The organism is Litoribacter populi (genome assembly GCF_007483685.1).
Classification (GTDB): domain Bacteria; phylum Bacteroidota; class Bacteroidia; order Cytophagales; family Cyclobacteriaceae; genus Litoribacter; species Litoribacter populi.
Window position 1 is genome coordinate 2,618,603 of the sequence record NZ_VMKN01000001.1, and the last position, 24,369, is coordinate 2,642,971.

At 38.3% G+C, this 24,369-nt stretch carries 21 protein-coding genes; 4 read left to right on the plus strand and 17 right to left on the minus strand.

The annotated features are described in order from the left end of the window. Positions 1-35: 35 nt before the first annotated feature. Positions 36-1,118 carry a hypothetical protein gene (locus tag FPL27_RS11330; RefSeq protein WP_143961199.1) on the plus strand — a complete coding sequence of 361 codons (1,083 nt, stop codon included), beginning with the start codon at positions 36-38 and terminating at the stop codon, positions 1,116-1,118. A gap of 290 nt (positions 1,119-1,408) precedes the next feature. On the opposite strand, the gene FPL27_RS11335 is transcribed toward FPL27_RS11330, so the two are convergent. From FPL27_RS11335 to dcm (FPL27_RS11355), 5 genes are all read right to left on the minus strand, one after another. After that, on the minus strand, positions 1,409-3,697 hold the full coding sequence (locus FPL27_RS11335; protein ID WP_143961200.1) for a DUF2357 domain-containing protein: 2,289 nt from the start codon (positions 3,695-3,697) through the stop codon (positions 1,409-1,411). Positions 3,698-3,700: 3 nt separating this feature from the next. Continuing rightward, positions 3,701-5,695, minus strand: coding sequence for a hypothetical protein (locus tag FPL27_RS11340; RefSeq protein ID WP_143961201.1), 1,995 nt, complete (start codon positions 5,693-5,695; stop codon positions 3,701-3,703). Position 5,696: 1 nt separating this feature from the next. After that, the gene (dcm, locus tag FPL27_RS11345; RefSeq protein ID WP_143961202.1) at positions 5,697-6,794 is read right to left on the minus strand and encodes a DNA (cytosine-5-)-methyltransferase; all 1,098 of its coding nucleotides are present in this window, start codon (positions 6,792-6,794) and stop codon (positions 5,697-5,699) included. A 135-nt stretch (positions 6,795-6,929) separates the two neighbouring features. Continuing rightward, positions 6,930-8,144 (minus strand): type II restriction endonuclease, encoded by a 1,215-nt coding sequence (locus FPL27_RS11350; protein WP_143961203.1) that lies wholly within the window; start codon positions 8,142-8,144, stop codon positions 6,930-6,932. Then, entirely contained in the window at positions 8,137-9,348 is a 1,212-nt protein-coding gene (gene dcm / locus FPL27_RS11355; protein ID WP_143961204.1) for a DNA (cytosine-5-)-methyltransferase, read from the minus strand. Before dcm (FPL27_RS11355) ends, FPL27_RS11350 begins: the two co-directional genes overlap by 8 nt. Before the next feature lie 192 nt (positions 9,349-9,540). Here dcm (FPL27_RS11355) and FPL27_RS20150 point away from each other — a divergent pair, with 192 nt between their 5' ends. Beyond that, positions 9,541-9,672 carry a hypothetical protein gene (locus tag FPL27_RS20150; RefSeq protein WP_262712082.1) on the plus strand — a complete coding sequence of 44 codons (132 nt, stop codon included), beginning with the start codon at positions 9,541-9,543 and terminating at the stop codon, positions 9,670-9,672. Between the two features lie 121 nt (positions 9,673-9,793). On the opposite strand, the gene FPL27_RS11360 is transcribed toward FPL27_RS20150, so the two are convergent. The 3 genes from FPL27_RS11360 to FPL27_RS11370 all read right to left on the minus strand — a co-directional run bounded on the left by FPL27_RS11360 (position 9,794) and on the right by FPL27_RS11370 (position 11,680). Continuing rightward, positions 9,794-10,516: a hypothetical protein gene (locus FPL27_RS11360; protein ID WP_143961205.1), complete on the minus strand. Its 723-nt coding sequence runs from the start codon at positions 10,514-10,516 to the stop codon at positions 9,794-9,796. Positions 10,517-10,862: 346 nt separating this feature from the next. Next, positions 10,863-11,105 (minus strand): hypothetical protein, encoded by a 243-nt coding sequence (locus FPL27_RS11365; protein ID WP_143961206.1) that lies wholly within the window; start codon positions 11,103-11,105, stop codon positions 10,863-10,865. A 92-nt stretch (positions 11,106-11,197) separates the two neighbouring features. After that, positions 11,198-11,680 carry a very short patch repair endonuclease gene (locus FPL27_RS11370; protein WP_143961207.1) on the minus strand — a complete coding sequence of 161 codons (483 nt, stop codon included), beginning with the start codon at positions 11,678-11,680 and terminating at the stop codon, positions 11,198-11,200. Between the two features lie 195 nt (positions 11,681-11,875). Here FPL27_RS11370 and FPL27_RS11375 point away from each other — a divergent pair, with 195 nt between their 5' ends. Next, positions 11,876-12,274, plus strand: coding sequence for an NUDIX hydrolase (locus FPL27_RS11375; protein WP_143961208.1), 399 nt, complete (start codon positions 11,876-11,878; stop codon positions 12,272-12,274). A 228-nt stretch (positions 12,275-12,502) separates the two neighbouring features. Here FPL27_RS11375 and FPL27_RS11380 read toward each other — a convergent pair whose 3' ends face one another. The 6 genes from FPL27_RS11380 to FPL27_RS11405 form a co-directional block, all read right to left on the minus strand. Continuing rightward, a complete protein-coding gene (locus FPL27_RS11380; protein WP_143961209.1) occupies positions 12,503-13,771 on the minus strand; it encodes an AAA family ATPase in 1,269 nt (422 codons plus the stop codon). A gap of 447 nt (positions 13,772-14,218) precedes the next feature. Beyond that, complete coding sequence (locus FPL27_RS11385) at positions 14,219-14,782, minus strand: hypothetical protein (RefSeq protein WP_143961210.1); 564 nt, start codon at positions 14,780-14,782, stop codon at positions 14,219-14,221. Positions 14,783-14,852: 70 nt separating this feature from the next. Next, complete coding sequence (locus FPL27_RS11390; protein WP_143961211.1) at positions 14,853-16,682, minus strand: DUF2326 domain-containing protein; 1,830 nt, start codon at positions 16,680-16,682, stop codon at positions 14,853-14,855. Continuing rightward, positions 16,672-16,911: an ABC-three component system middle component 8 gene (locus FPL27_RS11395; RefSeq protein ID WP_143961212.1), complete on the minus strand. Its 240-nt coding sequence runs from the start codon at positions 16,909-16,911 to the stop codon at positions 16,672-16,674. Before FPL27_RS11395 ends, FPL27_RS11390 begins: the two co-directional genes overlap by 11 nt. Then, positions 16,908-17,855: an ABC-three component system protein gene (locus FPL27_RS11400; protein WP_143961213.1), complete on the minus strand. Its 948-nt coding sequence runs from the start codon at positions 17,853-17,855 to the stop codon at positions 16,908-16,910. Before FPL27_RS11400 ends, FPL27_RS11395 begins: the two co-directional genes overlap by 4 nt. Before the next feature lie 123 nt (positions 17,856-17,978). Continuing rightward, complete coding sequence (locus FPL27_RS11405) at positions 17,979-18,848, minus strand: AAA family ATPase (protein ID WP_143961214.1); 870 nt, start codon at positions 18,846-18,848, stop codon at positions 17,979-17,981. A gap of 674 nt (positions 18,849-19,522) precedes the next feature. On the opposite strand from FPL27_RS11405, the gene FPL27_RS11410 reads away from it, so the two are divergent. Next, positions 19,523-20,149 (plus strand): hypothetical protein, encoded by a 627-nt coding sequence (locus FPL27_RS11410; protein ID WP_143961215.1) that lies wholly within the window; start codon positions 19,523-19,525, stop codon positions 20,147-20,149. 414 nt (positions 20,150-20,563) lie between these two features. Here the strand turns inward: FPL27_RS11410 and FPL27_RS11415 are convergent, their stop codons facing one another. The 3 genes from FPL27_RS11415 to istA all read right to left on the minus strand — a co-directional run bounded on the left by FPL27_RS11415 (position 20,564) and on the right by istA (position 23,776). Beyond that, on the minus strand, positions 20,564-21,193 hold the full coding sequence (locus tag FPL27_RS11415) for an AbiU2 domain-containing protein (RefSeq protein ID WP_317129442.1): 630 nt from the start codon (positions 21,191-21,193) through the stop codon (positions 20,564-20,566). Between the two features lie 263 nt (positions 21,194-21,456). Continuing rightward, a complete protein-coding gene (gene istB / locus FPL27_RS11420; RefSeq protein WP_143959262.1) occupies positions 21,457-22,194 on the minus strand; it encodes an IS21-like element helper ATPase IstB in 738 nt (245 codons plus the stop codon). Positions 22,195-22,237: 43 nt separating this feature from the next. After that, positions 22,238-23,776 carry an IS21 family transposase gene (gene istA / locus FPL27_RS11425; RefSeq protein WP_143959261.1) on the minus strand — a complete coding sequence of 513 codons (1,539 nt, stop codon included), beginning with the start codon at positions 23,774-23,776 and terminating at the stop codon, positions 22,238-22,240. Positions 23,777-24,369: the final 593 nt, after the last annotated feature.

The window sequence follows — 24,369 nt, forward strand, 5'->3', positions numbered from 1 at the left end:
ACCGCCAGAATCTCTCCTGGAAAACCACTGCTCAAATGATTATTTTTCTTTATTTTAATATCATGGAAGAAATAACAATAACCCGGGAGGAATTGTACCAAAAAGTCTGGGCTAACCCGCTGACCCAGCTGGCAAAAGAATTTAAAATTTCTGATGTTGGTCTCAGGAAAAAATGCTTGAAACGTCACGGAAAAAAGGTAAAGCAAATACCATTACCAAAAGACACGGACCAATCGCCCATAATACTTTATATCAAAGATGATAATGGTGTGCCTTGTGACCCAACTGAAGATGAGCGGATCAAAATTAAACATGAAATTTCCAAAGGGTATAAAATTTATCTTGAGCCGACCACAAAACTCACTACGCCCCACCATTTAGTTATAGCTGCTAAAGATCATTTGATAGGAAATAAAACCAATTATGAAGGCTATATTAGGAATGACTCAAGCGAGTTTCTGGATATTTCCGTTTCATCTCAGTCCTTAATTTCTCAAGCATTAAGAGTTTTCAACTCATTCATATGGCTGGCAGAGGCCCGCGGACATCTTGTAAAGGTAGAGAAAGAATCAACAGTAATTGTTATTGATGAAATTGAAATAGCCATTGATATAAGGGAAAGGCAAAAAAGGATAATAGAAAAATCACCGGGGTCCAATTACACATATCACAATAAAATTCCTTCTGGAATATTGAGTTTTAGAATAGACACTTCCCCGAAACGGGAATGGGATAACAGCAAATCCCCAATTGAATCTAACTTTCCAGCAATATTCGCAAAACTTGAAACTTTTGCGGCTGAAAGAAAGCAATGGAAAATTGAAGCCGAGAAACGCCGAATTCAGCAGGAAAAGGAAAGGAAAATAAAAATTGAGCAATACCATACCAAGTCAGCGGAATTCAAAAAACTTGAAAGGATATTAGAAGACGCCAATAGGTTGGAAAAAGCCGAAACACTCCGCAAATACGCTGACCATCTGGAAACATTAGGAAAAGAAACTCATGAAGTAGAATGGATCAGAGCCAAAGCAGACTGGATCGATCCTACTACTGGCCTGGAAGATGACATTCTGGGAGAATACTGTACTGAGCCTCCAAAATACCCAGGGTATTGGTGATGGGGGTTTTGTGTCGCTAACGTTTCGGTCCTTGGCGCAGTGGCGGATTTCGGCACCCAAACTGTCAATACCCCATCCCGAAAGCTTTCTGGATTCCTGCGAAGTAGAATGTTCAATAACCACTGAACCCGCCTTCGAGCCAAACGCCTGTTACCGCCTAGTGCGTCTTTTTGCTCGTTTGTTTGTCGGTCAGTCGTGTGGCTGGGCAGACACACTCTTTGCCAAACATTGGTTTGAGCTTTGGCTTGTGCGGCTTGGCAATGTGGGTGTGGCTGTGATGCGTTGGCATTTTATCTGATTTTATTTTTCATCAGTTCTGTCAGACATGTCGTAAATGGAAATGCTGAAGCTCTACCTGTCGAATAGTTTGCAAGTTCTCTGAAATTCCAGCTTACATTTTCAAATTCCGAGTCTGTTACTAGCTCTATTTGAATTACGAGATAATTGTCCTGGGAAGGGGATGGATAGCCCTTTTTTATTAAGTCGTCCTTTGAATATACTTTAGGGCCTCTGCTTACAATCTTCCATAAGTCACCGGACTCTGTGTCACCTGAAGTATGGAGCAATAAGTATTTTGAACTTACTGTTTCCTTGTCTAGTATGAGTGAACCCGCCCCTGAACCCATTCTGAAATTGTAAAGTCCGGTTCGTTGAATCCAGTTGTATTGTTCCTGTGAGTTATAATATCCCACCAAAGCAAAAGTGTCGTCCGGTATTAAGTCTCTGTTAGCATTGTATGGTTCAGGCAATGGTTCTTTGACCACATTGTCAGATTCAGGCGGATTTTTATAGATGTCGAATGTTCTATAAGCAATTTTCTCCCGCTGTGAAGCACGGTTTATGAAGTGCTCAATTATTTCAAGAATAAATGCTTTTAATTCTCCAATTCCGCTGTCGGTTTTTGATGGTTTTACAGGAAAAGCTCCAAGACCCGGAATAATTTCGTGAAACCCTTTTTGGTTGATGGATTTGTCACCGGGGTATAAAACATAAGCACCTCCTGTTCTTCTTATCGCATCTTTGTAGGCGTGCATCTTAAGCAGGTCCGCATTTTTGTAAATGCCTTTTCTGTTTTCTGCTTTTTGTTCGTCAAGGTCGTTATCTGTGTTCTGTTCTAGGAAATCGGTCAGGTTCGCTATTTTGTATTTTGCATCGAAATGAACATGAACAATTAGTTCCTGCTTTTCAGCTTCCTGTTCCGAAATTCCAAAAGGCCAAAAAGAAAGGGTATAGTCCGGTCGTAATGTTGTTGTCCAGCTTCCTGAGTGAGGGTATTTTTTCTTACCGCTAAATGAACGATTGTAGTTGAAGCGAATATTTAGTTTTCTGTTTCCTGAATCATAAACACCACGTAGTGCCGTAAACTTGCCTTGCTTTAATTGAAGGTTTAAGCCATCAGGTGTTTCTTTAATTAAATTTTCAATGTCTTTGGGCTCAATATCAAAGATAGATTGAAACAGGTCGAGCAGTTTAAAAAAAAGCCAGTATTCATAAAGAGTGGCAATATCTTTTTTACCACCGCTGTAGATATCGTCACCTCCACTCCAGATTAATTTGGCAGCAAGGTCAAACATGAGCCATACCCTCAAAACTTCACGGTAACCTTCTTTACGCTGTAAGACCGGGCTGTTAAGCTTCAATGTTGTTGGTCTAGAAATATCTTTGAAAACAGTATGATGTAGCTGACTTTCCAGTTCACGAATCATATTTTCTGATTCGTTTTCCATTTTTTTATGGCTGAACTCTAATGCCTTATTATTTATATCCGTGCAGAATTTCAGAAAGTTTTCAAGGGCATGTTTAATAAAACGGTTTTCCGGAGTATCAACTGAATCTGTCTTTCTGTTGGTGGTAATTCGCTCGGGCAAAGTTTCAATGCCATAGTTTCTCAAAAAATTGGACTCCGGCAATTTGGTACGTTTTCCACCCTTCAGTAGTTCTCGTATATTGGCATTGGAAAATCGCCTAGCATTCCTGATATCTTTTTCTTCCGTTGTTTCGGTCCATTTGGTTACGGGTGTCGTAACAATTCGGTGAATTGCTTCGATAAACTCATCAGAACCAATTATCGATTTGATGAAAGCAAATTTCTGATAAAGGGTTTGGCTGTCCTTGGTGTAGTCTATATCAAAATGGTGGGAAACAGGTGAATTTGCCTGCAAAAGCAGGTCGGTAGATTTTTCAGTAATGAGTTCCAGCATATCACGATAATCATCACGATACCCTGATTTTATAGATTGAACCTCAAGTTGAACTTTGCTACATTCCTTGGATGTTTCTTTTTCAATTAATGGGATTAAAAGCGTACCTACAAAAATGTTTGGTGCAATGGTTCCCAAATTTGTTGTCCGCCTATGTTGTTGTATGATGTTTTCCCCAACATCACCCAAAACAAATTCAGGATTACTGATTTGAAAATCATAATAACATCCTTCAACCAACTGAAAACGGGCTTCATTATTTTCAGTGGCGCTTTCTTCCGCATCAAACAAAGAATCCGGTCTGCGGGCATCTATCCAAAGCCGCAAACCTTCTTGAACTCTGTCAAGGTTGATTTCTATGTGTGATATTGATTTCATTCTTTATGCTTCAGCAAAACTTGCAAACCCATTATCTATTGCCCCGCGGTACATACGTGCAATTTTTTCGAGTGATATCGGATAAAGAACGTTTGACCCTTTGAAATCAAAGTCTGCATTTTCATAAACATCTTTTATGATTTTGACTTCACCCGACATGCAGAATGAACCAAGTGTTTCTAGTATAGGACAAAGTTTTCTTCTTGAACCATGCAGCTTAGGCAACAACTTTTGCATGATGGCAATGTCGATTTTTTCATGGATTAAAAGTCTCTCATCCAATACACCAAGATGATTTATCAACCTAAGAATCTCTGTTGCACTTCGGTACCCGAATTCTGCACCAGTTTTTTTCAACTCTTCAAAAAACTGTAATAGCACTTCGTTTATTTCATCTACACCTGCAACAGAAATTGATTTGTCTGAAGTCAATTCAAGAAAGCTTTTTGCCATTCCTGCCCCCATTCCATTAAGGACTTCCATGTTTATGAGCTTCATATTACTTAAAAAACCTTTCATTTCATCCTTAGTTACCCGGAATTCAATTGTATTGGCCCTATCTAATACTTTGGGACTGAACATATTGGTGGTTTCGTCAATGTTTACCGTTCCAATTATAAAAAGATTTCTAGGTATCACCAATTTTGCAGGAACACCATTATTAACTGTACCTTCTGGATAAAGCGGAATTGCCGCTTTGGATTCCATAGCACTCAAAAAATCAGCAAAATATCGCTCAACGTGGCTTAGGTTCATTTCATCCAAGATCAGAAAATGTGGCAAATTAGGATGATGACCCGCTTGAATAATCAAGTCCAATACTCCACTATCTGGCTTTACATATTCCTCAGGTTTAAGTGCATTTGGATATCCAAATAATGGCTCACGGTTCGTCCAGTCGGCCCCTACTGGAATAATACAATACTGACTTTCATCCTGACAAATCCATTGAACAAAGGCTTGGGATAATTTTGTTTTGCCTGAACCTGAAAGCCCTGTAAGTATTACAAAAGGTTTAGAGATAATAGAAGATATAAACCTAGTTAGAAGTAACGGATCAAATGATAAACCAGCTTCTTTAAGCTTAACTTCAAAATGAGTTTTATCAAATATCTCAAATTGTAATCGATCCAACTTAATTAAGGAATAAACCCCTTGAGTATACTTAAGTAAATATTCCGGAAACTCTTTTTCAAAATATTTCTTTAAGTTAGAAAACGACAAATCTCCCTCTTGATTTCCCACCCATTGTGTTGTGAAATAATAATGATTTCCATATTTAATTAGGACTTCCTCCTCAAAATACCTAAGGGTATTTGACGAGGTCAATGTGTCTTTTGTTTGTTTAGATTTAAAGCCACCAAGTAAACGTTTGAATAAACTAAAATTCAACAACTTAAAATCAATTCCATTAATTTTCGAATCTTTCTCCTCTGAAAGGTCAATTACAAATTCCCAATCATTTCCATAGAAGTGATTAAAAACTGAAAAAGCGAATTCCCGTATCGATTTAAAAGAAAAAACAGTATTTTCAAGTTTAGGAATGCTTCTTGACTTTGGAGTAAAAAGAGAAATTGTATATTTCAATTTGGTTATAGCATTGTCAATATACTTTTCATCCAAAGGAATGTGTGATTCTGGATCATTATGATCTAATATAGGGGAATTTGCCCACATTATTATCTTGCTCAAAGTCGAGAACATAGGTTTGGTCTGGACTGTACATTGGGCATTTGCTGGTTTATCACTATAATGAGCACTGCCTAAATCTCTCCATTTTCCTTCAAGATAATCTTCGTGGCCTCTAAACTCATTTAAATTTGATTTAATATCAATTAGACAATTTAAATATGATTCTAAACTTAAAGTGAAGAATTTTTTATTCCCACCTTTTCCAGAGTTACTAAAGTTTATGTGGCCTCCATTCTCAGCTAGTTCTGCAGTAAATTTTGAGTTTGTCGTCTCATATTTTGAAAAATCTATTAGTTTGCTACTCATACTATAGTAATTGTTTTATTATTTCTAATGCTATTGATTTAACAACAGGGATTGAGACACTATTGCCAAATTGTTTATATGCCTGATTATCTGACACTGGAATTTCATACCAACTATCAATGGGATATCCTTGCAACCTGGCTGCTTCAATTGGATGAAGTTTTCTTGGCCTGTCTGGTCTTCCTAAAATTCCATTTTGCTCAATTAAAATTTCACTCCCATCTTTATAATATCGTGCTGAAATAGTACTAGTATATGGTGAATTAGAATTGAAAGAAGAATATCCGAAACCATTACCTTTTTGGGCATGAGCAAGCCTTCTCCTTTGATGACCATTCCAAAGCTTTTCAGAAATAGTATAAGTTTTATTATCTCTTTTTTCAAAGCATTCTAATTCTGATCTATTCAAAAGTATTTCTCCAACTACTACTTTCTTCGCCTCTACTTCTATTTGAGATTTTTCAAAGATTACTTCTCCTTTGTCATTTAATCCGAATGGAAACTTGAAGTCAGATTTTTTTACACTTTCTCTGTGCCAAGCAACTATAAAAATTCTTTCTCTATTTTGTGGCACACAGAAATTTTTACTGTTTAATACTTCAGCGGCTACATCATACCCCAAATCATTTAGAGTTTTTTTAATGACTTTAAAAGTATTCCCTTTATCATGGTTTCTAAACCCCTTAACATTTTCCAGTAAAAGAACTTTCGGTATAGAAACTCTATTATTATGCTTATTAGCTTCAATTTTTGCCCTTACAATTTCTTTTATATTGAAGAAAAGTGTCCCTCTAGTATCGTCAAACCCCTTCTTTAAACCAGCATGAGAAAACGGCTGACACGGGAATCCTGCACAGAGCACATCAAAATCCGGAATCTTAGAATAATCTAGATTTGGATCAGTAATATCCTCATTAAAATTCCCATTTTCAAAAATTTCAGGTGACAATTTTTGAAAATTATGTTCATATGTCTTTCGTGCAAACTTATCAATTTCTGACGCAAACACGCATTTGCCGCCAATTTCGTGCATTGCAATATGAAACCCTCCAATTCCCGCAAACAAATCAATAAACCTAAATGCCTTCTTTACTCTCATTTGATAATTTACAATCATTTGTTCTTCGCAATAATACAAGTAAAATTTCTTTTTTCGATCTCTAATATTTTCACGAACCTCTAATTAATCATATAGCACAGTAGCGTCTTTACTTTTCATTAACCCAGAAAGTTTTCACAATAAAATTTGTTTCCCCTTCACCAATTTCAAAAATTCCTCCACTAAAATTATCTCCTTCTGCTGAGAATCTGAATAGGTATATAAAATAGGCTTTGGAATAACCAACTGTACAAGTTTTATCCTCATCTCCTCAGTTTGATTCTTGCTGATGGCAGGCTCTAAGGTAATGAGGTGCTTTTTGTCAATTCGGTCTGCCTCAGGTAATACCTGCCTCCACCTGTCTTTTGCAGTTGTCTTTAATCCCAGCATGGTGAGCAGTTCAGATGAAAATCCGGCATCTAAATACTCCTCTATTCCTGGAAACAGGAAGTCAGGTTTGTTATTTCGGTCGGTTTTGACTCCCCTGGAATATTTCACGCAATGCTCATCAAAAATGACGGCCAAATGGTTTTCAAAAGCATATCCCGCCCTGGATTTTCTCCGGTTTTGTACACTGAGGGAGAATTTGATAAAATCATCAACATCAAGACCATCCTTACCAAAACCTTCACCTAATTTTTGGGCTACCAGATACCTTTCGAATGTTTTGAACAAAATCTCCTCCCATTCCAGCCAAGCCATTAAGGTATCATCCGGCGCTTCTAAAGGGGATACTTTATCTCTATAAGTTTTTCGTGCATACTCGGAAAAAATAGCTGTAGTAGGTAATTTGGGGCCAAACAATTTCAACATCTCCACCAAATAATCAGGTTCCTCTTCCTCTACCTCGAGTCCTAGGTTGGAAATAATAAGTTTTCCTGCAAAACCCAGATCCCCCTTTTGATCTTTAAATTCTTTGACTACAAACTTCTTCTCAGATTCTTCAAGACCAAATAACCATAACAGCTGGCTTTCATGGGTAGAGCCGTTGGGGCATACTACCACCAAAAGCGTATCATCCGTTGATTTAGCTATTATGATTAAATCAGACTCTTGGGCTTTTTTAATTATCGAATTTGGTGTGTAATAGAATCGAAATTCTGGACTTCTGTTTTTTTTATTCTTACGTGAATCATACCACGTCATAGAAACATCTTCCACCAGCTGCTCATCTTCTTCGTCAGCTAGATAAAGAAACTTAGTTTGGAAGATGCTTTTTTCAGATCCGAATATATGCCTAAACCCCCCACCATTTAATTCATGTTGATTAGATTTCTTTTCATTAATCTCAACTTGGCTAAGTCTTTTCGCTCCTGCAGCTACAATATATTTGGAAAGGGGATTATTCATTTTTAGATTGGGAGTCTAAAACTTTTACGATTTGCTTCCCCACATCCTGCATCAAAGTGGTTACTACTGAATTTCCAAATTGCTTGTATGCTTGTGTATCAGAAACAGGAATCTTAAAGTTTTCTGGAAACCCCTGAAGCAATGCACATTCTTTAGGTGTAAGCCTTCTCGGATTTTTTCCTTCGTGGGGAATGAGTATTTCAGATCCATCTTTATAATATCTTGCGCTGAGAGTCCTTGAAATTCCATCAAACTTCACCAAGCCAAATCCAAATCCATTCCCTTTGGCTTTATGCTTTTGAGCATATTTTTGAAGGTAATCCCATAGTTTTTCGGAAAGCGTATATTTCTCCAGTACATCCTTGTGCAAAATATCCTCCATTACCATTGGAGGGTTATCCGGCATCTCCGGAAAACTGAAGTCCTCATTTCCTTGGAAGACATCTCTATTGAAGCCCACTATAACAATCCGCTCTCTATGCTGTGGTACATAATATTTCCCATCCAACACACGGTAATGTATATTGTACCCGAGTTCCTTCAGTGCATGGGTAATCACTTTAAAGGTTTTACCTTTGTCATGGGACACCAGGTTCTTCACATTTTCTAATAGAAAGGCCTTAGGTCTTTTCTCTTTCAAAATTCTGGCTACATCAAAAAACAAGGTGCCCTGCGTTTCATCCAAGAATCCATGTTTCTTTCCTAAGGCATTCTTTTTGGATACACCGGCAATGGAAAAGGGCTGACAAGGAAATCCGGCTACCAAAATCTCGTGGTCAGGAATTTCCTTTTCATTTATTTTGGTAATATCTCCGAACGGCACCTCTCCGAAATTCGCTTCGTATGTTTTTTGAGCGTAATGGTTCCACTCGCTGGTAAAAACACATTTTCCCCCCAAGTTCTGAAATGCTAATCTAAAGCCTCCGATTCCCGCGAAAAGGTCAATGAATTTAAAGGTAGGCTTTTCAGGAGGAGGAAATGGGACGTCCCACTTGATGGGAAGATATCCCTGATACCAAGGTTCTTCCACAAGGCCCAAGTCTTCATCAACTGTTGAAGCATAAGCCTTGGCTCCTTTCTCAAAATGGTGAGCGGCCCCATTATCCATGGTATGAAGAAAGTGCGTCAAGTGAGCCAACTCAGTTTGCTCAGGCTTTTTCACATCAATTTTCAAGTTTTTCTTGAGGTCAGAGTATTTTGGCATCTGTAAAGGGAAGTATTATAATCAATGGATTTCCAAAGATAGAAAAATTGGTGAAAGAGGAAGGGATTATTTTGACCATAGTGAGACATTTGCTGTCGCACTATTTACAAGGTGACTTTAACTTGGATACTTCAATGTCAATTTTTAAATTATAAGAAACTAATTGTCACCATTTAAACAAAATACAAGAACATGAAAACCATCAAAACTTTAGATGAGGTAAAGCTATATATCCAGGGTTTAATTGAAGACGGTTTAATTTTCCACCCGGATGAAGCCTTCGCAAATTACGTTGATCTCAAAACTGGTACACCCACCTATTAACTATCCGAAGCCGCCCACCATAACCCCTCCCTTGTGAAAGGGAGGGGGAGGATATTTATTAGGCGGGGATGATGATTAAGTTAATTTACAATAGGTACAACAAGGAATAGGTTCCAGTTCGTTAGTTTCTGCCATATGGCATTCCCATCCTTTTTAAGGAAAGTCCTATGCCTAAGCCCCACCATCTTGTCCCATTATAGATGTAATTTGTTCCAGGTCTGTTTACAGCAAAATCCCAGGCAGCAGGAACAAAAATAAAACTGATGTCATTATAAGAATAAGTTAATTGCAAACCTGTAGAAACAAACAACTGATCCAATTCTGAATAAGGAAAATCAGCATTTACATTATTCCCAGTCAGCTTTTCAACAGAAAACCCCATTAAACCTCCAAAAGACAAATAATGTGAAGAAACTTTTCCAGAAGAAAAATACCTATTCATTCCCCAATTTATTACCCCCAATCCAAGATAGGCATTAGTTAATCCAAACTGTGCATTTGAGGGCATGACATCAGGTTCCTCTGAAAGAAAAGGTTGATAACTTAAAGAGGGTCGTACTTTTAAAGGTACTGTCAACACAGAAACTTTGGGATAACGGAATTTTAAAAAGTATTGATCATTGTAAACATTAAAACGTGAAAAACGAACATTATGAATTACTGGTTCCTCATTTTTAAACCCAACGAATTTCCACAAACCTGTTGATTCATCAAACTTTGAACTAACTACCTTAATTTTTTTTGATTTAAACTCTAGAAAAGTAAGTGTATCAGGTTTGGACTCTTGGGCATAACTTTTCGATATAAAAATACCCAAAACCAAAATAATTGTGAAAATTTTCATGATTCCCTAGTTAGTTTAGATTATAAAAAATTAGAAATTAAAATTCAAAAATAAATCTGATAATAAAAATACCTGGTTTGGGGTATTTTTATGCTTATTTGGCTTAGAAAAATCCTATAGAAGATCAATCATCTAAGATTACTCTTCAAAAGTCAAAAATCCATAGAAAACAAAAAGATGTAGCTTTTCCCTTCACAATCTTCGTGATACACTGCCATAAATAAAGCAACTATGCCCAATAAAGCATTCCCCCTAAAATTAGGTGAAAACTTGCAGGCCTATAATCAACGAACCCCATGACCTGTTAAGGTATCGCAAAAGCAAAGGGAAATCGAAGGGGATTTATTTAGTCCTTAATTCCCTGCCCTTCGGAAATCTGCCTAATCATTATCTCCCTCCCCTCTTTTAACGACATTACATTCCCAAGTTCATCAAAAGAATCCTCATCCCGGTAAATACCATTGGGATCATTCCAGCTTAGCCATTCAATCAGCTCTTCTCTGGAAAGTTTGTTGACCTCATCGACCAAAATGTCTTTGGGTAGGTCGATATAGAATCGGTATGGTTTGAGTTGGGAGGTTTGTTCCATGGGGTAAAGTGTTAAGTAGTGGATATCAAAAAAGTACTGTTCTGGAATGCTATTTTTTCGTAGCATAAAAATAACACACAAAACACTTTAAATCAATTTATTAGGCTATTTTTACGAATAATAAAATCTACAATTTCTTTGACGCAGACCCCAAGGTCCTTCTGTACTTCAAAATCCCAAAAGCGGAGTACCATCCATCCCTTTGCTTTGTACCAGGAATTGATTTCCCTATCCCGCTGCATGTTTCTTTCGATCTTTAGAATCCAAAAATCCCTATTGGATTTGATAGTTTGTTGCCTGTGTTCCCAGTCGTGACCATGCCAAAAACTCCCATCCACAAAAACGACCAGTTTGTATTTTATGAATGCTATATCCGGTTTGCCAGGCAGCTTCCTTTTATTGCTCCTATACCTTACCCCCGCATCCCATAAAGCCTTTTTCAACATTTTCTCCGGCTTGGTACCACTGCCTTTAATCCGCGACATATTGTATGACCGCTTCTTAGTGGTATAAAAGCCATTCTCCTCACAGAATTTTGGCACCTGTATTTTAGGCTGGTGATAGGGTTTACTCATAATTCATCCTTTTAGGCACTGTGAAAAGAACCAAGAATAGGAAGAATTAGTGCCGGATTTGGAAATGGCTATTATCAATATTCTTTTCAAAAATAGGCTCGGACCACCATTGGCTATTCTGATTAAAATTAAACGGAATGGTGAGATTGATTCTAAATTTGAGAATTTAGTGGTGGACAATATATTTATAGCTGAATGAAAGTAATTGATAAATTGGCATGGATCCACATCCAAGACCAACGCCTCCTGAGTACCCGAAGCACCGGCAAAGAGGTTTACTATATTCTAGGCGGAAAAAGGGAAAGCGGGGAAAGTGATGCTGAGGCGCTCATCCGGGAGATACAGGAAGAACTGAGCGTGCAATTGGTTAAAGACAGCCTGCATCATATAGGTACTTTTAAAGCTCAGGCACATGGCCATCCTCAAGGCGTCATGGTCCAGATGACCTGTTATGCCGCCTACTATACAGGCAAGCTTCAAGCTGCAGCTGAAATTGAAGAAATAGTCTGGCTCAGTTATGCTGACAAAGAAAAGGTATCGCCGGTGGATAAAATCATCTTTGATTGGCTAAAGGAAGAAAGGAGGATTAGATAGACCTTGTGAACTTGGACAATGGGCTCCCCCCTCCTACCAAATTTCTGGATGGGTTGAACTGCTGCCGGTAGGTATGGCTTATGTTATTTCTCAATTAGCGTTCCCGGGCTATGAGCAGGCGGGCTTTAAATGCTCCAACCTGTCCGACCGAACAAATGTAGCTAAAATGCCCAAACATTTCGTAACTCACTGTCCGCCCGCTTGCTTATAGCCTCGTGTTGTGCACAGTTATTTTATTTCACTGATCTCTCTTTTAGAAATATTTTCTCCCTCCTTTACAAGAGTAGCCCTTAAACACATTCTAAACTTTGGATCTGTGAAGTAGTATGCGTCTCCTTTTGGATTTCTTTTGATAATGGGCGTTTCAGCCTTGGATATCTCAGTTAAAATTGCGCTTGGGTTTATAGCCTTACCTTCCGTTTTAGTAGGGAATTCACTTCGAATTAACTCTTCAATTTCATTAAGTCGAATTTCATTTTTTTCCAAGAGACTTAGACAGTACAAGGTTTGATTGCGCCTACCTATGGAGGTTTCCCTAGAATTCATAACATTTTCAATAGCTGTGTATGTTTGACTCAATGATTCATTAATCCATTTTTGGTCGCAAGAGGTCAAGTCGTTAGCATCTAATTTTTTATCTGATTCTCCCTTACGAGCAAGAATTAAACAATACTCTTGAACTCTTTGAGGAATTCTATCGGTGACCCATTTAAGGTGGGATATTATCTGATCTCTGTTCTCAACTTGGTATTTTAAGGATTGGAAGCCATGATCAAACAATTTCTCAGTCTCATCTTCGGTCATCCTTGATACTTCTGTAAGTTCTTCAACTCTATTGGAGAGTGGCCCGTTGGCAGGATAGTTAGAAAAGAAATACATGATATCTGAAGGAGTTCCTACAATAAGGATTTTAATGTTATACTGTCCGTAGCGTTCGTCATCCAGGAGTAATATGATATTTCCTAATTCTTCTAGTAGCTCCTCCTTTCTCAGGATAGATTCGAAGTTTTCAAATACTAAAACGGCACGTTTTTTCTTTGATTTTTTCCTTAGATATTCTAGACAAGCTTCAAATGGTTCTTTTGCTAGAGTTTTATAACTGGTTTGTTTATTTCGTTTAAGAATTGTCTTTGCCTTGAGAACAACTCCAGTCCACCAACCACTGAGTCCACCTTCTGTATGTAATGCACCCTCATTAGTAATAGAATAACCTGTTTTCTGTTTTTTCAACTCTCTATTAACAGTATTCTCAAATTCTTGATTTAAAGAGCCCAATCTAGAAGCGTTAGTGAGGTTTACGGTAAGGTGCCTTATATCATTCTTTTTTAAAAAATCCTTGTATAACCATGACTTTCCCGTACCGCTATCTCCGTGCAAAAAAATATGCTTGGAACCTTTGAAACCTTCTTCTAGACTTTTTAAGTGCAATTTCCTCTCAACATAGGAATACTGATTTATTGAGTGGGATCGGGGTGTGAATACTTCTTCTGGTTTCATGTTTTTTTTAATTGTGCACAACACTTATATCTCCATAAGTCCTATGAGGCTTATCTACCCAGATTAGAAGGGATAAGCCTCACAAAGAGTTAATGTTTATCAGGCATGAATAGAGCAAGGGACTTTTCCATTCATTCGGTCAAGAACAGTTCGAGGATTTCATAATTCGTCTGATAGACTGTGGCATTACCTGCTTGATCGAGTTTTCCTTACTTCCTCCAAGATTAAGGAATTAATTACAATTAAAAAATACCGTGATTGGGGTATTTTGTGAGATGTCGGAAGTCTGGGTGACTGATGTCCGATATCGGATGAGAGGATTTCAGATGACCGATGCCTGACTGAATTCAGAAACCAACCTCATGGATCCCATAGTTGAAATCGGTTGTTATGAATGGGTTAGTATAACTCAAACCATTCAGTTCTACTAGATCAATGATGTTTTCTCTATCTAAAATTAATTTGGAAATAATAATAAGTGGTATCATATTCCCCATCCTTCCCTTTCTTAAAGTAGATCTTACCAGCATTATAATCAATGATTGACTCAGTATTTATAAAATCATTATCAGTAACAGGTGATTTTTTAAAAACCAATGTATCTCCTCTAATTTCATATTTGCCCTCAAACCTTTCTTCCCCAAGAAACCAGTTAGCAAAAATGATATAGTTACCATTCTCAAACAACATCAGATCCATTCGGCTTCTTTCATCAATAAATGCCGCTTCCAGAGATTTATTCCAAAAAAGACCATTACGAAATCCATAAATCCCAAGAAACAAACCTCCTGAAATAAATAATATGGAAAGTAATTTGAAATCAGGCAATTTGACCTCTTTAATCCCAGTCACGATTAGCATTAGAAATAAAGCCACTGCACCAATAGAAAGAAAGGCCAAAGGAAGGAAAATTAAAAAACTAAAAGCCCCCAACCAATCTTGAATAACCATAAGGTAAAGAACTAAAGCCCCTACCGTCACAAAAATCAAAGCTTTCAATACCTTTTCCATATACTTAGTTTCTCAGTAAAAACCTACACCTCAATCCTTGGCATCAAGTCCTACGGTTATTTACCAGAAACTAAAACTCAAACCCAAACAGAGGACCTTTACTTTCTTTATCCAATAATAAAACAGTTTCCTGTTTTGGGAAATAAATTGGTTGCTCATTTTCATCAACCGGTAGATCAGATTTAATTGCTGATAAGATGTACTGGAAATCATATTGGCCAGTAAGCTCCCTTACTAATTTAATAAGTCTATTTTTTATACCGTTATCCTGCTGTGACAAAACATCATCATGGTATACAAAACGGAAATAGGATTCTTTATTATAGGCACATAAAACAGCTAGATCAAAGGCCACACAAAGAATTTTTTTGTAGGTCCTACCATCATCTTTGGAGGTGTCTTTTTTCACCCCACCCTTAGCCTGTATTTTCGGTGGCACAAAATCTACATTGTTATTTGAATTAATTGACCAAGAAATTCGTACTTCCTCATCCATCACCTGTTTATAAAATTGGGCAAATAGGGTACGGATCAATGAATACTTTTGGTTCTCTTCTGTATGCTTATACACCTCCTTGAGCTGCCATACTGTTCCTTCTATTTCACGGGCAAGGGTTTCCCTTTCGGTTTCTAGAGTGAAAATTTTATCGATAATGCCTAGCTTTTCCCTTATAGCATACAGTTGGCCTTGAACTTGGACTAAATCCTTTTGGTAAAGTTTAAATCTCCTAAAAGAATCGGTATCTCTTAAATGGGAGAGTAAAGATTCCTTTTCTTTATTCAAATCAGCTAGTCTTTCGTTTATTTTTTGAAGTTCCGACTCTTTCTTTTCTAAGGCTTCTTTCAACAATTTGTTCCTCTCTTTGGTCAGTGACTTATTGAAGTCCATAAGAGCTTCATAGTCATTTTTCAATTGGTCTGGAAAATACAATTCGGATTCTTCAAACACCTTATTTACCTTATCCAAATTGAAAGCAAACTTGTTCTTTATGGACTGTTGGAGCTTATTAATTTCAAAATTTAACCTATACGAAGAGGAATTTAAGGTACTGATGCTTTCTTCAACTTCGTCAATCCCTTTACTGATCAGGTTTTTATCTTGCTCATAAAAATTAAAGCTATCGATTGCATTTTCTGATTTTTGGGCCTCTAATTCAAGTTGCTGAATCTGAGCCACTAGATCATCCCGATCTTCAATCTTTACTGAAAATTCATTTTTTAATTTTTCAATGTATTTTTTTATATCTTCTCGTTTAGCGTCATTATCATATTTTTCAGAAAGTAGATTCCCATTAAAACCTAGAAGTGAAAACATAAAAGGTTTCCAGTCTTTATCGTATCCCCCCACATATTTGGAAAGTTTATATACGTCCTCATAATCTCCCTGGAGCCTCAGACAATAATTAATTGCTTTTCGGAAGTCATATTTTTTGTCTTGAAAAAAGTGAAGGGACAGGTATTCCGCTAATTTAACTTTGGCCTTTTCAAATGGGACTTTTTCGCAATCCCATGTCTTCGGAGGGTTAAATCCATCCACAGTCTGATCATGAAGAGCAAAAGCAATTTTAGTAGCGGAATCTACAGCTCTTCTTATGGTCAGATATTCTCCAGAATTCAAGTAAAGCTCCAGATAGAAGACATAATCTTTAAAAATTGGATCAGACCCTGAGCTTCCGGGCTTAAGGAGGAAACTATGCTTTGGATTGATTTGCTTTAAAAATAAAAAATCAATTAATTCAGCAAGCTTAGTTTTGCCTAAGCTATGGGAGTTTTTCTTATTTGTAGTGGAAGCTTCATTTTCGCCTAAAAGAACATCAGCATATACCACACTGATCCCTTGCAAATTAAACTTAACATGCTTAAAATTATTTTTATTGCAGTATAACTTACTAAGCTTCATTGTATAAAAAGGCGTCTTTACTGTTCTCGTATTTAATTTTTCCCAATAAATAAAGGAAATTCAGAGCATAAGGAAAATTTTCCTTGGCATTTTCCCCGATTTCCTTGGTAACCCGCTCCAATAATTCATCGTATGAAACGGTGTAATAAGTGCTTAACTCTCCCAATATGAAGGAACTGATGTTGATCACAGAGTAATCTAAATTGGTATGTCTATCAGGTCGGATCATCTTTTTCCTATTAAACATTCTACATACATATAGTGCAGCAAGGTCGACACATGTCTTTTGGTACCTCTTAAAGTGCTTTCTCCATCACAGATTTTCTTGTAGAGAAAAACAAGGATTTCTTCGAAGGAGCCAAAATTACTCCTTTTTAGAGAAATCATTTCATTGATCTCTGCAGCAATGTCAAAATAAACCTCCTTATATTCTTCATTAATTGGATTCTCCAAAAATCTTTGGATCTTATCAAAATCCATTGAAGATCTTCCTTGTATGTTATCCTCGAAGTATTCCCGCCCTAGATTATTTCTCTTGTTTTTCTTTTTAATCTGTACCAGGTCAAAATCATACTTCAAGGTGTTTGGATTCTGGCCAAACTCCTCTGGAAAGTTTGACAACTGTTCTTTAAACCCCAAGATCAAATCTTTTATTTCCTCATCCGAAAAATCAAACGGTATGTGAAAAAGATCGAGATTATATAACCTAATTAGCTTTTTATTTGGATTGATGTAATGATCATTTAGAGTTTCCTTCCCAATAATCGTCACATTTTGAATGCCTGTCTCATAAACTAGTTTCTGCGTCAGCTTTTCTCCAGTAATTGCAGGATATTTCCGATTTGTAAACAGCAAATAACATTCTACTTCCCCGTTTTCCTTTAGCTTTTTTAATTTGGGGATTTCTTTGGAAATTATATGATTTGAAAAATCCGAATCTCCACAAGATGCTATGGGGTTAGTGGTATGTTTGGCTTGAATGATAAATTTTCCTTTCCAATTGGAAGAAGTCGTTGATGGGAAATTTTTCGCTTCGCCTTCGAATTTACCATCTCGGCCACCATCCTTTCCTTCTGAAAAGGAAACCACTCCTATTCCTAATAGTTCTTGGCAAATTGAATTCACCAACCTTTCAAAAGTTTTACTGTCTAATAACTCAAGCCTATAATCCATTATGCCTGTAAAAATTATTTTTTAAAAGAGTTGCTAAGAAAATGATTATCATTCATTAAAAAAATACCTTGATCAGGGTATTTTTGCAGTAGGGAATTACCGTCCTACCCTTTAGCCTAATATCTAGGAAAAATTAGAAGGGGTTTCTTGGTCGTCATTTGGATCGTATTTAAAAGTGAGCTGGTTCAAACACTCATCTACAATCCTCTTTACATTGATATCCGGCAGGGAAAGAATATACTTTCTCTGAATATCTAGCATAAACTCCTCGATCTCCGAAAAACTCAGTCCTTCCAGCTTCTGAGCTAAAAGGTTGTGTGGATGTTGCAATGAATATTTAACCTGATTTTCAAATTTCTTTAACCAAACGATGATCATTTGCCGGTTAGGCTTATCCAATTCCAATCTTACTTGGAACCTTCTCCAAACTGCACGATCCAGCAGCTCCGGGTGATTGGTAGCTGCCACCGTTACCACGTAAGATGGCAATCGGTCGATCTGCAGCAAAAGTGAACTCACCACTCTCTTGATTTCACCGGTTTCGTGGGTATCCCCACGCTCTTTACCGATGGCATCAAATTCGTCAAAAAACAACACGCATTCTTGGGTACGGATAAAATCAAACATGGCCTTCAGCCTGGAGGCCGTCTCTCCCAAATAGCTCCCAATAATCCCATCATGCTGCTCACCTACCAGGTCGGCAATGCTCTTCCTGTTTTCATCCGTCAGGATTACATCATCCAGGCTTTTCTGGGGATGTACCCTAAACAAAAAATTCTCAAGCTTTTCATTAAGCAAATTGCCGGTATTCCGGTGGTTGGACGAAAAATTGGCGGGAGATTTCCGCAGCACATTTTCCAGCTGACCTGCCAGGACATGGTGCTGCTTATGCTTTTCTTCGGCAATAATGGATTCGGCAATCCTATTGAACAAAGCCGTATCACCGGCACTGCCCGCCTTCACCAATTTCACCAATAAATCTGCTCTCGCCATTGTCTAAATCTGTTTCCCAACCCAAAATAAGTGAAAAAGAAGATATAAAATTCAAATCTCTCCCGATTCCCCCACAACTTAACTCATAATTACAACAAAAAAAATACCCTGATCGGGGTATTCTATCGCCATACCAAAACAAATCCCTGAATTGTGTCACGAATAGTCACACTTTTTTTTCCGCTAGCCTTCAACCTACAAATAAACCTTTTATCTTTAAGCACAACCTAAAACAATAAAATCATGAGCAAAAAGACTGTCCCCGTAGAGCGACACAAGAGGTCAACACCATCTCCTATCCCAAGAAAAAATCCCGATGCTCTAAAACCAGGACCTAAGACGGTGCCGGTTAGGGATCATAAGAGATCACGGCCGAAGTAGAAAAAAGGGGCTGGAAAGCCTCTCCGCTCTTAAATTGACTTTACTAAGTTAAATGAATAAAAATGAACAGCTATGTAGCAGAGATGGATTACGAAACATTTATCAGAAGAGCGTTTAATTGTGATTATGATACTTTCGCCAGCCATAACACATTACGTAAAGATCATAAAGAACACAATTGCCAAAAATAAATATTACCTAGAAACCCTATTCTGCACACCTAAAAGTAAACCCTTACAATATACCAAATGGTAAAATAAAAAATTTTATTTCGACAACTTAATCGATATATTATGTCACTATTAGAACAAATAAAATACTTAGAAAAAGAAATTTCATGGTCAAATATAATTTATAGAAACTTAAGTAAAACAGAAAAATTTAAAATTTTTACTACAATAACAATAACATTACTATTGTTTTTCATCGCTTTCTATTTCAATTATATATTACCATTTTTTATTTTATCCGTAGGCACAATAACTGTAGCTATTCTATTGAGGAAATCTCAAAATAGAATAGTACATCCCTATCAGGAAGAAAAATATACTGAATCTTCTATTTTCAGAATTAGAAAAAAAATAATCAAAGAAAAATTGAAAAAAAACAACCGTTTAAATAAAGAAAAACTAATTTTTCTTATAGAACATTGCAATATGCAAATCCCGAAGTTCAGGTATACCTTATTCACCAATTTATTGTTACTTTTTCTTGGAGTAATAATTGGAAGATTAATCCAGGATTATCAACTTTTTGGTATAGAAAGTATCTCTTCCTACTTAATTTTTATAGTTATAATATTATTTATATTTTTGATAGACTCCATTACAATAAAAGATTATTTTAGATATAGGCATAAAAAAGAGAAAAGGTTAAAAATTATATTAATAAAAATTTATCAAGAAAAATATTTGAAATAACTTTAGGTTTGAAGGTCAAAATCGCAACAATAGACCCAACAAACGGTGTATACAATCCCTTTTAGTATATTTGAGCTCATTTCAAGATTAAGGTGAAACCTACTATATGACCAGAATGAGAGTTCGGAGATTGAGGAGTGGATAACTCTAGCTGATGGAGACCACTCGCAAAAAAGCCGGATTCATTGATCCGACGTTCGTTGAATTGCTTCATACGCTTCCATTCCGTTCCCGACAATGACGGTAGGACTGATCCCCTTGAATTTAGAAATGAGAAAAATGAAAAATGAGAGGTGAATATCTATTGGTCTTAATTGATCAATTCCCTAACTTATCCTTAGAAAGAAATTTAAAAAATTGTTTGAGACCCATCCAGTCCAACGAGTACCCATAGGCCTCCAAGGGATCAGGGGCTTATTTTTTTGATTGCCATTTAAAAAAATCCCATTTATTATCTTTAGCAAATGCCTTATACTCATCAACATATTTCAATAAATTTTGAGTTTGGGTATTACTATGAATAACAATGTCATAATCAAAATGAGATATACATTCTTTTAAAATATCCTGAAGCTCGTCCAGGAGTTCCCTGCATTCTTCAATTTCATCAATATCGAAACCCTTAAAGGATAAAGGGCCTCCATACTGGTCCATATCACTATAGGCCAATTTTTTATCTCTTAAGTGGAGTATTTTACTAAACAGGCCACATTTTAATAATTCAATTCGATTTGTAAGATTTTCACTAATCGCCTTAAAGCTAGGGGGTACACTAAGTTCAACCTCTCCAATTAAGCGTTTTAAACTCGCATAATGGTTGTCTCGGTATTTAGCTGGACCCTTGGAATTATTAGGCTCCATCAATTTGCAAATTTCCATTACGAGCATATAATGAAGTGAGTAATTATAAAACCTGAATGTGGGCGACTCAGCAATGGATGTTTTAAACTTCTTATCATGCGATAGGATTGATGAAATCTCATTGAGTGATTTATAGCTTAAATGTAAAGCCATTAGACAATATTGAACGTTCTTAAGGTGCATATCCTTTTAGATTTCATTAATTAAAACTACGCCAAAGGAAGCTTAAATATCAAGCCCTCCTCCTCCATCATTTTCACCAAGTACCCCGCCCGAAACAGATTGTCACTACTAATGGCACTTTGCGCTTCCTCAATCAATTTAAGCAGAACTCGCGCCTTCTCTGTCTATTACGGCGATGATGGGCCAGTGATTACGGAGCATGCCGGGCCAGTGATTACGGGAATAACTGGGCCACTTTCCATGTGCAATTATGGGATTATATTTTAATTGTCCAACTTCTTTCTACTTCTCATAGATTCCCCTTCCAGTTCTATCCTGTGGGAGGAGTATACCAGCCTGTCAAGAACGGCATCTGCAATGCTGTCATCTCCGATGGTAGCATGCCACTGGGCCACCGGGATCTGTGAGGCTATGATGGTAGAGCTTTTCCCATACCTGTCCTCCATAACGTCCATCAGGGCATGCCTGGCTTGGGTGTCCATGGGTGCCAGTCCAAAATCATCCAGGATCAATACCGCGGTTTTTTCCAGCTTTTTAAGTAGGTTATGGTAGGTGCCCTCCAGCTTTGCAAGCCGGACCGTGTCAAAAAATCTCGAGGTATTGTAATAAAGTGTTTTGTACCTGAACTGGCATGCCTTTACGCCGAGGCACTGGGCTAGGTGACTTTTTCCGCAACCTGTGGCACCGGTAAGTATGATGTTTTCCCTGTTGCGGATGAAGCCAAGCCCTAGCAGCCTTTCAAACACCGACCTGTCGAGATTACGTGAGGCATGGTAATCGATGTCAGTGGCGGCGGAAGCCTGCTTGAAACCGGCCTGGCGGATTAGGTTGTCAATCGTCCTGTTTTGCCTTTGTTCCCATTCGCTGTCGACCAACAAGGTCAACAGCTCATCGGCAGAAAATTCTTTGTAAAGGTTTTCGGTGAGCCGTTTGTGGTAAAGTTCGGCCATGGCCCCCATGCGCATCTGTTTCAATTTTTCGATTGTGTTGTATTCGTTCATAGTTTATATGGATTGGTTTTTAATGTAGATGGGTTGAAGCCGCTCAACTGAAAAGCCCCCTGATGTTTTTGTGTTCAGGTGTCACTCGGTCCTCCGGAAAGGGGATCTCCTCCATATCCATTTTGTTCTGCAACACCCTTTCAAGGGTATGGTAAGAGGCTTTTTCGAATCCCAGAGCCCTTTTACAGGCCCTTTCCAGGCGCTCCGGTTCGTAGCTTTTCAAAAAGGCAAGGATCCCCTGGGCCTGCTTGTAGCCAATTTCGGGATAGTCATACTGCCCGATCAGCCTGCCGATGTACTCTTGGGTGTGGGGACCGACCTTTTGGGCTCTCCGGTGAAAAAATTCGGGGCTCCATTCATTGAAGTATTGGTGGCTGCTGGGCATATGGTCGCCCACTGTGATGTAGTGACCTGCTTTGAAGCTCCTTTTGTGGAAGGCTATCCTTTCCTGCCTGTGGAAGATCTCCACTATGTCCTGATTGTACTGTACTTCCACGGCCAGCCCGATATAGCGGTGGGGACAGCTGTAATAGTTCTTGTCCTCTCCCATGAAGACGTGGGAGGTTTTCTGGACTGTGGCTTTTTTATAGTTCCTGATACTATAAATACCACTTGGCAGGGGCTGAAGGAACTCTTTTTCAATATCGATGAACTGGCTCCTCCTGCTGCCCTGTCCGTGGCTCAACAGATAATCGTTGAACTCCACCAATTTGTCGGCAATGGCATCGTTGAGCTCGGCCAGGCTGAAAAAGGTGTGGTTGCTCAGGGGGTAGTATATCCGTTGATAGACAATGGTTACCGTCCGCTCGACAAGGGCCTTGTCCTGTGGGCTGTAAGGGCGTGTGGGGTCAAGTGCACAGCCATAATGTTGTCCAAAATCGGCAAAAGTCTTGTTGAGTATGGGGGCATATTTTGAACTTTTGCTTACGGCAGACTTAAGGTTGTCCGGCACCACCGCATAGGGGACGCCTCCTATCCATCCGAGGCAATGGACTAGGCAGCTGATAAAATCTTCACGGTTCTGGCTGGCCACGGCCTTGACGTAGGTATATTGGCTACAGGGCATGATCCCCAAAAAAACCTCAACATCGATCTGTTCGCCGGTATGCCTGTCCACATAAAAGAGTTTCTTGCCGCAAAAGTCCACAAAAAGCTTTTCTCCGGCCCTGTGGGTCAGCTTTCCGCTAACATGGTGGCGTTTGCTCCATTGCCGGTAATGCCAGGTAAACTGGCTGTATTTATAGCCTTCCGGATGTTTTGCAATATATGCCTTCCAAAGTGCCTGCAGGGTGCACCCGGGCTTTTTCATCTCTTTCTGGAAGTGTGGGAACTGTCCGGAAAGCTGTTCGTACCGTTCCTTTTCCGTCTGGCTGTTTTGGGTGAAAAGTTCCTCAAGATCCTTTCCCTCAAGAGTCAGGAGCTCCCCGTACCCCAAGCCGAGTTCCTTGAACCGCTTGATGTACTCGTCTACGGTTTTCCGGTTGACACCCAAAAGGGCGGCCACCTTTCGGTTGCTCAAGCCTTTTTGCTTAAATGCTATCAAACTTCTTAATTCCATGATGTTTATTCTTTGTCCTGCCATGTAGATTGTTTTTAAAAACTACAAGGCTAATAATTATCATGGAAAGTGGCCCAATGACCTCCGGAATTCGAATGGGTTGCCGTAATTAAATGGCCCAATGACCTCCGGAAACAACGCCTGATTTTTGGCCCGTTGATTCCCGGAATGGCTGGCCCAGTATCAGCGTAAACTATGGCCCAGTGACCTCCGTTTTAGACACTTCTCCAACCGCTCAAAGGGGAACGGATCAGGATTCTGGGAAATGAGTAGGTCCATTTTTGCGGATATCCTTTCCGCTTTATCCTTAAGATCTCTTTTTAATAAGGGAATATCAAGCATTATTTATTATCTAAACATTACAATGTTTATAATATAGACATATTTATGTAAAATGTAAAGGGGCGGTTTAAGTTTTTCCCGATAAATGCTTTGAGATTCTAGGCCTATTGGTTAACGGATTATAAGATTAAAAAAAGTTACTTCTGGATCTTCCAACCCTCAATGAGAGATTAATATGGTGCGTCCCGCTGGGACTTATAAGCAGGCAGGTGTTGCTGACCGCCGGTTGCCACCGGCGGTTATTATATCGGCCGCTCCTAACGGAGCTGTGATCA

Bases quoted from the DNA above. Each gene is read 5' to 3' on its own strand.
- istA (WP_143959261.1), bottom strand. From the start codon at position 23,776: ATGGCAGGACAAAGAATAAACATCATGGAATTAAGAAGTTTGATAGCA.
- FPL27_RS11395 (WP_143961212.1), bottom strand. From the start codon at position 16,911: ATGATCCGACCTGATAGACATACCAATTTAGATTACTCTGTGATCAAC.
- FPL27_RS11370 (WP_143961207.1), bottom strand. From the start codon at position 11,680: ATGAGTAAACCCTATCACCAGCCTAAAATACAGGTGCCAAAATTCTGT.
- FPL27_RS11380 (WP_143961209.1), bottom strand. From the start codon at position 13,771: ATGAAACCAGAAGAAGTATTCACACCCCGATCCCACTCAATAAATCAG.
- FPL27_RS20150 (WP_262712082.1), top strand. From the start codon at position 9,541: ATGAAAACCATCAAAACTTTAGATGAGGTAAAGCTATATATCCAGGGT.
- FPL27_RS11330 (WP_143961199.1), top strand. From the start codon at position 36: ATGATTATTTTTCTTTATTTTAATATCATGGAAGAAATAACAATAACC.
- dcm (WP_143961204.1), bottom strand. From the start codon at position 9,348: ATGCCAAAATACTCTGACCTCAAGAAAAACTTGAAAATTGATGTGAAA.
- FPL27_RS11400 (WP_143961213.1), bottom strand. From the start codon at position 17,855: ATGGATTATAGGCTTGAGTTATTAGACAGTAAAACTTTTGAAAGGTTG.
- FPL27_RS11340 (WP_143961201.1), bottom strand. From the start codon at position 5,695: ATGAGTAGCAAACTAATAGATTTTTCAAAATATGAGACGACAAACTCA.
- FPL27_RS11375 (WP_143961208.1), top strand. From the start codon at position 11,876: ATGAAAGTAATTGATAAATTGGCATGGATCCACATCCAAGACCAACGC.
- dcm (WP_143961202.1), bottom strand. From the start codon at position 6,794: ATGAGAGTAAAGAAGGCATTTAGGTTTATTGATTTGTTTGCGGGAATT.
- FPL27_RS11350 (WP_143961203.1), bottom strand. From the start codon at position 8,144: ATGAATAATCCCCTTTCCAAATATATTGTAGCTGCAGGAGCGAAAAGA.
- FPL27_RS11385 (WP_143961210.1), bottom strand. From the start codon at position 14,782: ATGGAAAAGGTATTGAAAGCTTTGATTTTTGTGACGGTAGGGGCTTTA.
- FPL27_RS11390 (WP_143961211.1), bottom strand. From the start codon at position 16,682: ATGAAGCTTAGTAAGTTATACTGCAATAAAAATAATTTTAAGCATGTT.
- FPL27_RS11360 (WP_143961205.1), bottom strand. From the start codon at position 10,516: ATGAAAATTTTCACAATTATTTTGGTTTTGGGTATTTTTATATCGAAA.
- FPL27_RS11335 (WP_143961200.1), bottom strand. From the start codon at position 3,697: ATGAAATCAATATCACACATAGAAATCAACCTTGACAGAGTTCAAGAA.
- istB (WP_143959262.1), bottom strand. From the start codon at position 22,194: ATGAACGAATACAACACAATCGAAAAATTGAAACAGATGCGCATGGGG.
- FPL27_RS11365 (WP_143961206.1), bottom strand. From the start codon at position 11,105: ATGGAACAAACCTCCCAACTCAAACCATACCGATTCTATATCGACCTA.
- FPL27_RS11410 (WP_143961215.1), top strand. From the start codon at position 19,523: ATGTCACTATTAGAACAAATAAAATACTTAGAAAAAGAAATTTCATGG.
- FPL27_RS11415 (WP_317129442.1), bottom strand. From the start codon at position 21,193: ATGCACCTTAAGAACGTTCAATATTGTCTAATGGCTTTACATTTAAGC.
- FPL27_RS11405 (WP_143961214.1), bottom strand. From the start codon at position 18,848: ATGGCGAGAGCAGATTTATTGGTGAAATTGGTGAAGGCGGGCAGTGCC.